At 61.3% G+C, this 7,540-nt stretch carries 5 protein-coding genes and 1 pseudogene; 1 reads left to right on the top strand and 5 read right to left on the bottom strand.

The window, feature by feature from the left end:
- Nucleotides 1-237: 237 nt before the first annotated feature.
- The 3 genes from cas2 to cas9 all read right to left on the bottom strand — a co-directional run bounded on the left by cas2 (nucleotide 238) and on the right by cas9 (nucleotide 4,739).
- Nucleotides 238-582: a CRISPR-associated endonuclease Cas2 gene (gene cas2, locus Q1V43_RS08155; RefSeq protein ID WP_300516335.1), complete on the bottom strand. Its 345-nt coding sequence runs from the start codon at nucleotides 580-582 to the stop codon at nucleotides 238-240.
- Nucleotides 579-1,490: a type II CRISPR-associated endonuclease Cas1 gene (gene cas1 / locus Q1V43_RS08150; RefSeq protein WP_300516332.1), complete on the bottom strand. Its 912-nt coding sequence runs from the start codon at nucleotides 1,488-1,490 to the stop codon at nucleotides 579-581. Before cas1 ends, cas2 begins: the two co-directional genes overlap by 4 nt.
- A 66-nt stretch (nucleotides 1,491-1,556) precedes the next feature.
- Entirely contained in the window at nucleotides 1,557-4,739 is a 3,183-nt protein-coding gene (gene cas9 / locus Q1V43_RS08145; protein ID WP_300516329.1) for a type II CRISPR RNA-guided endonuclease Cas9, read from the bottom strand.
- 601 nt (nucleotides 4,740-5,340) lie between these two features.
- On the opposite strand from cas9, the pseudogene Q1V43_RS08140 reads away from it, so the two are divergent.
- Nucleotides 5,341-5,564 (top strand): annotated as a pseudogene (locus Q1V43_RS08140) (IS3 family transposase); the annotation flags it as partial.
- 180 nt (nucleotides 5,565-5,744) lie between these two features.
- Here Q1V43_RS08140 and Q1V43_RS08135 read toward each other — a convergent pair.
- The gene (locus Q1V43_RS08135) at nucleotides 5,745-6,182 is read right to left on the bottom strand and encodes a hypothetical protein (protein WP_300516327.1); all 438 of its coding nucleotides are present in this window, start codon (nucleotides 6,180-6,182) and stop codon (nucleotides 5,745-5,747) included.
- Entirely contained in the window at nucleotides 6,179-7,504 is a 1,326-nt protein-coding gene (locus Q1V43_RS08130; RefSeq protein ID WP_300516325.1) for a site-specific integrase, read from the bottom strand. Before Q1V43_RS08130 ends, Q1V43_RS08135 begins: the two co-directional genes overlap by 4 nt.
- Nucleotides 7,505-7,540: the final 36 nt, after the last annotated feature.

The following is a 7,540-nucleotide window of genomic DNA, read 5'->3' as shown; positions in this document are numbered from 1 at the left end:
GCGGCTGGACCTCGAATTCTGAATGGCTACACTGCGACTTTCGCGGTTGCGTTGACCGTCTGAGCTGCGGCTGGACCTCGAATTCTGAATGGCTACACTGGAGGCAGTGGTGCCCTTTACGGGCACCAGCTGCGGCTGGACCTCGAATTCTGAATGGCTACACTAGATCGTCTCTCAAGCCCTTGAGAATCAAGGGGATTGAGGGATTCCGGTCTGGAAGAGACTGAGCGAATCGGGTCAAAATAGCACCAATTGTTCCGGGTTCTTGCGGGGGGCTCTGCGGCCCTGATCCGAGAAGTGTACGATATCACGATACTGTCGATCGGTGAAATTCAGAATCTGGATATCCCCCTCGGCAGGCAGGTGCCGCTCGATTCGGTTAACCCGCGTCCGGAAGGCCTCTTTGCCATTTACGAACCGGGCGTAGACGGAAAATTGGCTGCGCTCGAAACCTTCATCCAGCAGGAAATTGCGAAACCCGGTTGCCGCCTTGCGTTGCGGTTTGGTGTCGGTGGGAAGGTCGAACATGACGAGGATCCACATGATGCGATATCCGGACAGAATGGCGGCGGGGGCGGTCATGTGCCCAACCCCGCGAGGGAGAGGGGATCGGGGGGCGCGGGCAGGGCCAGAGACAGTTTGCCGGCCTCAAAGCTCTGCCCCAGCGAGGTGGCAAGTTTCGTAAGAGCTACTGAGACCGGCGTCACGCCGTCGCCCAGCGGCAGGTCGGTGGCGAGCAGCCGGGCCAGCGCCTGTTTGGCGGGTGTGTCGACCTCGGGGCCGTTGGTGCGTATGAGTCCCAGCACAGTGCAGTCGACCAGCGGGCGGAAGGGCTCCATCAGGTCGTCGGCCAAGGCGAAAGCATTGCCGCGGTGCGCGTGGAAAAGCCCGATGGTCGGGTGTAGCCCGGCGGCGACCACGGCACGGGCGGTAGCAGCGCGCAGTACGGTATAGCCATAGTTAAGAAGGGCATTGGCGCCGAGCGCGTCGGTGTCGCGGCGAAAGGTGTCGCCCATCAGGCGGGGCCAGTAGTGGCGCGCGGCCTGGGCTTCTAGATTGGTGCTATCTCCGGAGGTCACCTTGCGTGCCATCATGCGCAGGGGCGCGGGCGGCTGGCCATGGGCGTCCAGCGCAGCCGCCTGCATGTGGATCTTGGTCACCACCACCTGTTTCCAGGCCTGTTTCAGCAGGCTGGCCTTGGCCTCCCACTGGGCGCGTAGCCGGGCGCCCTGGGCGTGGTGGCCCTCGATTGGCATCAACACGGCGCGCGGCGTGTGGTTGGCGGCGCAGAGCACAACCGGGCTGCCCTGATCGGCGAGCGCGGTCATCAGAGAGGTGCTCCAGGTGGTGCCATAGGCGTGCACGATGACGCCCGTGATCTGGTCGAGCGGCACGCGCCCGACCTCGTCGCCCTGTTCGGAAACTTTCAGAAAGCCGCGGTCGCGCGACAGGTGGCGCCCGTCGGCGGTAATATCTATGATCTGGTCCATTGCGGGACCCCTGATGCGAATGCGAATCTGTAATCCATTGAAGGATAACAGAAAATCATAGCTCCATCAACGCGGCGGGCCGGGATCGCGCAACCGGCCCATTTCGTCGACTCGGACACGGCGAATACCGGCCTTGATCGCTGGTCCTGTGCCCATTTGGATCATGCGGAACGGATCGGTCTTGTCGCGGTTTCGGGCGTCGGCGTTCGCCTCGGTGTGCAGCGCAAGAAAGATACCATTGGCTGGGTCGAACTTCTGTACGTAGCAGATCAGCTGGGCGCCATCGCGCTCGATCGCTACCATGTCGCGCTTGAACAGGCGCAGCAGGCGTTTCGCGGCGGGATGAGGGCGAGGTTCAGCACCGCGGTGGGCGTCATAGGTGGTGACCACCTGGCTTTTCACCTTGCCATCGGGCAGGCGCCACAGCTCATAGCAGTAATTGCTGTCGCCCTTGTAAGCCTTGTATGGCTTGCCCTGCGAGTCTGCGATCTCGACCCGGGCCGAGCTTTGCAGGGTCTCGATCAGGCGCACATGGCGAATGCCCTGATAGGGGCCGGTCTTAGCGGCAAACTCTCGCAGGGCCTGTTCGAAGGCTTTGCCCTCCTTGTCTTTGGTCGCCACGGCCAGCGCCTTTTGCAGGTCCGGGTCGCGGATATTCTTACCCTTGCTGGTCTCTGCGATGTCGGCCGGTTTCAGCGACAGAAGCGGGGTGCGGCTGACCACGGATTGGTCGTCGACGATGCCATAGGCGGTGTCATTGTGTAGCTGCCCGGTGGTGCTGTCGCGCCCCTTTGCACGGGCGACGGGGTCAATGCGGCCATGATCGGCGCGGTGGCTGACAATGATCTTGTTCAGCTGGGTCTCGATGTCGGTGCGAAAGCCTTCCCAGGGGTGGTCAGTGGTACGCGCCACCTCGCGCGCCTCGGCCTCGTCCTGCCCGGCGGCCTTGGCGATGCGCTGCACCAGGCTGCGGTCGGTGGCGGCGATCACGGCGGCGTCGATCGCGTGGTGCCGGTGGTCGGTGCGGTTCTTGGCCTTTACTGCCGACTTGCCTTCGGTCAACAACCCGTTTAGCCCCCAATGGCGGCGCAACATTTCCGTGAGCCGCCCGGGTACGACCCAGACATGCCCACCTTCGGTATAGAGCGTATCCAGATAGGCCCGCGCGACGCGCGACAGGTATTGCGTGTCCACCAGGGCGCGGTCGAGGAAGCTGTTTTCGCCCTCGAACCGCTCCATCGCGTCGGGGGCGAAACGCCAGCGCTGATTGTCGGCCAGCGCCTTGAGGTTGGCTTGGATCTCCGGCCAGCGATCGGTCTCGCCCCAGGCCTCCCACGGGGTCTTGTTGCCCTTCTCGCGGTTGGCCTCGCGCAGGCAGAGCGTCTTGTTGGCGAAACTGTCGTCCAGGGTGCGTGAATAGGGCAGGATGTGGTCCACGTCGCAATCGGTAAAGACCCTCTCGACGCTGATCACCTTGCCGCTATAGGGGCATTTGCGGGGCCCTACCGCCGGGCCCAGCGCTTCGTAATGGCGCAGCATCATGCGGTTGCGACCGGTGTCTTCGAGCCCCAGCTCGATCAACTGTTCTGAGCGGCGGATCGCATCGGCAGTATTGTCGCGAAGGCGCTTCTGCACCTCCTTCTTCTGCTGGTCTGACTGTTTCAGATCCCGCGCCAGTTCCACTACGATCTGGTCGGGCTTTCCATAGACGGTGACGATCAGGTTCACCAGGCGCCTGAGCTGGTTCAGCCCGACATGCACGGTCGGGTTGGTGATGCGGCCAAAGCGGGTGATTTCGTCGTCATCCACGTTGCCGGTGCCGGGGATCACGTGGCGGTCCAGCACTTCGCCATAATAGGGCAGCTGCTCCAGCACTTCACCCGTGCGCTGGTTGGAATGGTGCCAGCCGCAGGCCGCAACGGCCTGATTGTACGTCAGCACGTCGGATGTCAGCGCCGCCAGGATGCGTCGTGTGGCGTCTTCGCCGATGCCGCCGTAGCCCTCGGGCAAGGGGGCGTGGGCGGTGGCCTGGGCGTGGGTTTGGTCCAGCCCGTGAGTGCCCTTAAGCCAGGCCGCCAGGGCGTCATGCTGCGCTTCGCTTTCGACTGCGCGGATTCGGTCGATCACGTTCCATTGTGCGTCCATGTCCAGCGTGGACCAGTGCGGGCCGAAGCGGTCCGGGTGCGACAGTGAGGCGCGCACCGGGTCGCAGGCGATGGCGTCGCGCACGCCAGTCTCCAACGTGAAGCGCTGCCCGTCGGGCAGTTTCAGAACCTTGGCCAGGGCGGGCAGCTTCAACGCCATGGATTTCAGCGTCTTAGCCGGTTTCTTGTTGTCCAGCGCGTGGATGACCTTGTCGCGTTCCTCGAGCGACAGGGGCCGCTTGGCGCGCCCGTCGGCGGTGATGCGCAGGTTGTTCACAGTCTCATAGAGGACCCGGCGTTGCGTCAGCGGGTGCGCCTTGGGCAAGCGATCTTCCCCGGTGAACAGGCACTTGCCCACCTTCGGCGCCTTCAGGGGGCGCTGGTAGAAGATGATCTCGTGCACCTCCTCTCGCAGGGTGTCGGTCAGCTCGGGATGGTGGGCGGCCTGAGCGGCCCAGAGCGCCTGGAATTCCTCGTCCAGGTGGCGACGATCCGGGTAGTGGTCATACCCCGCCTCTTCCTTTTCCGCATTGTCGCGCCGGGCCACGGTCAGGCGGGTGCGGACCGAGGGCATGGCGCGGGGGTCTGTCGCGCGGGCGCGGCGCTTGTTTAGGAACTCGCCATAGGTGCGGGCGCGGGCAATCGCCATGTCCTCGTCCAGCCGCTTGGTGGCGTCCTTGATCTTGCCGCTTTCATTGTCGCCGCGATCGGTCTTGCGGTTCGACTTGAAGCCGCGGCGCTGGTTCAGGTGGAACAGGGCGCGGCCCAGGTGGGTCAAGGGCAGGGCCTCATCCAAACCCCGCGCGCGCAACTCATAGGGGTCGAGCAGTTCGAGCTGTTTCGCCTTTGTCGGGTCGGAGGGCATCAACCCCGCCTCGGCCAGCTTGCGCATCAAGGCCGCGCGGCGGCGCAAGTATCGGTCGCGCCGGCGGCGCATGCCGCGGGCGATCCGACGATCCACTGCCAGCGAGGCGCCGGATTTCGGGTCGCGCCCATCCGAGAAGATACGCACACCGCCATCGATCACATCGGTGATCCTTTCTCCATCCGTGGCATAGAGCCACCAGCCGATAGAATTTGTCCCGATATCCAAGCCAAGCCGCATGAAATCCTCCGTCGTAATGCGCGGAGCTTCCCCTGATTGCGGGGGGCAATCAATCAGAAATTGCATCTTGACGAAAATGCCGCGCCGTGGTGGTATGCGGTCATTCAGAATTCGTGGTCGAGCCGTTAGCAAGCACTCGATTGCACCACATTGAAGCGCGTCCTACGGGGCGCGTTTTCCTTTCGTGGACGGTCAAGTTGAGCTCTCCCCCAAAAAAATGTTTGGACAGTTTCCGGCGTAACTCAAGCTCCTCTCTGCTCCCTCAGATCGGGTTGGTTATCGTGTTTGCTCAGCCAATGGACCGCGGCGGGGGAGGGCGCGCCACGGGCGGAATGTAGGCGTTTTCAGTTGTAGAACTCGGTCCTTTTTTTTTAACACCGGCCTTTGTCTCCGATCCTTTCCCCCAGCCGTGCAGGTGGACGCTCTCGTTTTTCAAGGACCACTGCGACCGTGTGACGAAAATGTTGTCGAGGAACCGGCCCATGCCGTCTATCGATATGCGTATGCCGGATCGACGCAGCCGACCGGTCCAGGAGAAGGATGTGAACTGCGAGCCCTGATCGGTGTTTATGCTCTCGGGCGTGCCGAGCCTGTGGATAACTTTGAGGTGTCGATGAGCGGAACCAGTAATTGCTACGACAATGCGGCCGTTGAGACCTTCTTCAAAACGAATATGGCTGCGCTGGTTTGGCAACCGTTTTGGCGAAAACGCGGCGACGCTGAGGACGCGGTCTTCGAATACATCAATGGCTTCTATAATCCATACCGCAGGAATTTAGCCCTCAGCTAGAAAAGCCCTTGGCCTTCGAAAGAAAGGTGGTTTGAATGAACTATCGGATCGGCAAAAAAAAGCGTGGCAGGTCCACATAGGAAGCTGAATGACCGCGTTCCGCCCTTAGTGACTATAGCGGTTTTCGATCCTAAGCAGTTTCCTGATAGTTCCTTCGTAGCACCTGGAGCCACCGCTTATTAAACGTAGCGGTGGTGCCGTTCTTTTAGGGTGGCTCAAGTTGTCATGCCCGCCGCCTTCAGCGCATTGTAAACGGTTCGTGGCGACACGCCACATGCCCCGGCAACGTCTTCGACATAGAGGGTCTTCGGCTTTACTCCGCGTGGATTTGCTCGGACATACTCCACGATCCTCTCAGCTGTGGACTTGCCGCTGGCCTTCTGACTTTCTACATGCTCAATCAAACCCCTCCGCTGCTCGTCCGCGAAGACCTGTACTGCCCGGTAGGTCTCGTGGGCTATGGCCACAGCTTCGCCACCATCCCAGCCTTCGATGTTTTCGTTTCGCAGGCGTAGCCAGTCCAGCGTCGAGACCAATTTCTCGCCATCCTCAGTCATGCCCAAGACCTTAGGTTGCCACTTTTCGGCTCTGTGGGTGTCCAGAGAACGCTGGAGATCTTCTGCTAACTTTTTAAGGTCACTTGATTTGGTCATGCTCGAGCCTCGTTGATCATTACGATATTCCCACCAGCCTCGACTGCGTCGAGATGGTCGGCCCAACGCTGCCACCATTCGGCGGCGGGCGAGTTCAATTCGGAGAGTTGATAGTGGGCATCAGCGCTCTTGCCTTGAGAATGAGCAGACAGGCGGTCTCGAATGTCACGCCCGCCTCCATTATCCGCGACCCAAGTCAGCAGAGCTTTGCGTAGCACATGGCTGGTGAAGTCCGTCGGTAGGCCTAATTCGTCTCGACGCGCTGCCCAGTTCATCGAAACCGTCTTGCGGTCGCGCTTTTCGAACACGCGGCCTTCTCGCCCTTCGCGGCGCTCTAGCAGTTCCATAGCTTGCCGGGACAACATCACGATATGAGGTCGTTTTGCCTTCATGCGGTTCGCCGGAATTGTCCAACGCCGTTCATTCAGGTCGATTTCGGACCAATCAGCACCAAGAGCCTCGCTCATTCGCGTACCGGTCAGGCACTGGAAGCGGAGAATGTCCGCATCGACCCGACGTAAGCCATCGAGACCACGCAGCATCACCCGAAGTTGGGCGGTCGGTGGGACGTATTCCTTAATGTTTGACTTGGGTGTTTTGCGCAGAGTTCCGATGGTCAATCCAGTGGGCAACCGGCGCGTTTCGTAAGCCCAAGTGAACATGCCACTGATGGCCATGCGGATGTTGTGCGCAGCACCGGGTTGGCCATCGATCAGGTGGGTGTAACAATCCTCAAGCACCTCCCGAGACACATCGCCCAGTGTCATGGTAGCGTGACGATCAAGCAAGTTCTTCTCAAGGATGCGCCGCGTACGTTGCCAAGACTTCAGCCCTTTCGCCTTCTGGGCGTCAGCGTAGGCATCGGCCAATGCCTCCAGCGTCATTTGGGAGCGCATGTCAGCAACTTTACTGTCGAGGCCCTCTGAACGAACGGTCGCCCACTTCTCGCGGGCCCCTGCGAGAGTCATGGCCGGATAGTGGCCTAGCGTGACCTGCCTCTGCTTGCCGCTGGCCTGTGAGCGGTAGATCCACCTCTTGCCGCGCTTGGAGGCGACTAATGCCAACCCGGCGAATTGCGGGTCGGTCAGCCGGTTTCCCGGCTTCAGGCGGCGGCAGGCAAGATCAGTTAGCTCCTTGGCTGCTTCCCCGGTTGCTTGTTCCAACGCGTGAGCCACGGTCGAGCGCAGTTCCTTGCGGATGCCGGTGTCGAGCGCTGCCTGCATTAGCGCAGCGGTCAGGGCGCGAGGTTCGGCGCCAGCACCTTGTTCTATTGCAACGAGGCTTGCAATGCGGCGTTGGAAATCGGATGTGTCAGATGGCATGGCCATATCCCTAAGCAGTTGTGGTCGTGTCAGCCG

This window comes from Aliiroseovarius sp., from assembly GCF_030148435.1.
GTDB lineage: Bacteria > Pseudomonadota > Alphaproteobacteria > Rhodobacterales > Rhodobacteraceae > JASBTN01.
This window is presented reverse-complemented; position numbering and strand designations above follow the sequence as displayed.

Coding starts and splice junctions, on each gene's coding strand:
- Q1V43_RS08135 (WP_300516327.1), bottom strand. CDS start 6,182: ATGACCAAATCAAGTGACCTTAAAAAGTTAGCAGAAGATCTCCAGCGT.
- cas1 (WP_300516332.1), bottom strand. CDS start 1,490: ATGGACCAGATCATAGATATTACCGCCGACGGGCGCCACCTGTCGCGC.
- cas9 (WP_300516329.1), bottom strand. CDS start 4,739: ATGCGGCTTGGCTTGGATATCGGGACAAATTCTATCGGCTGGTGGCTC.
- cas2 (WP_300516335.1), bottom strand. CDS start 582: ATGACCGCCCCCGCCGCCATTCTGTCCGGATATCGCATCATGTGGATC.
- Q1V43_RS08130 (WP_300516325.1), bottom strand. CDS start 7,504: ATGCCATCTGACACATCCGATTTCCAACGCCGCATTGCAAGCCTCGTT.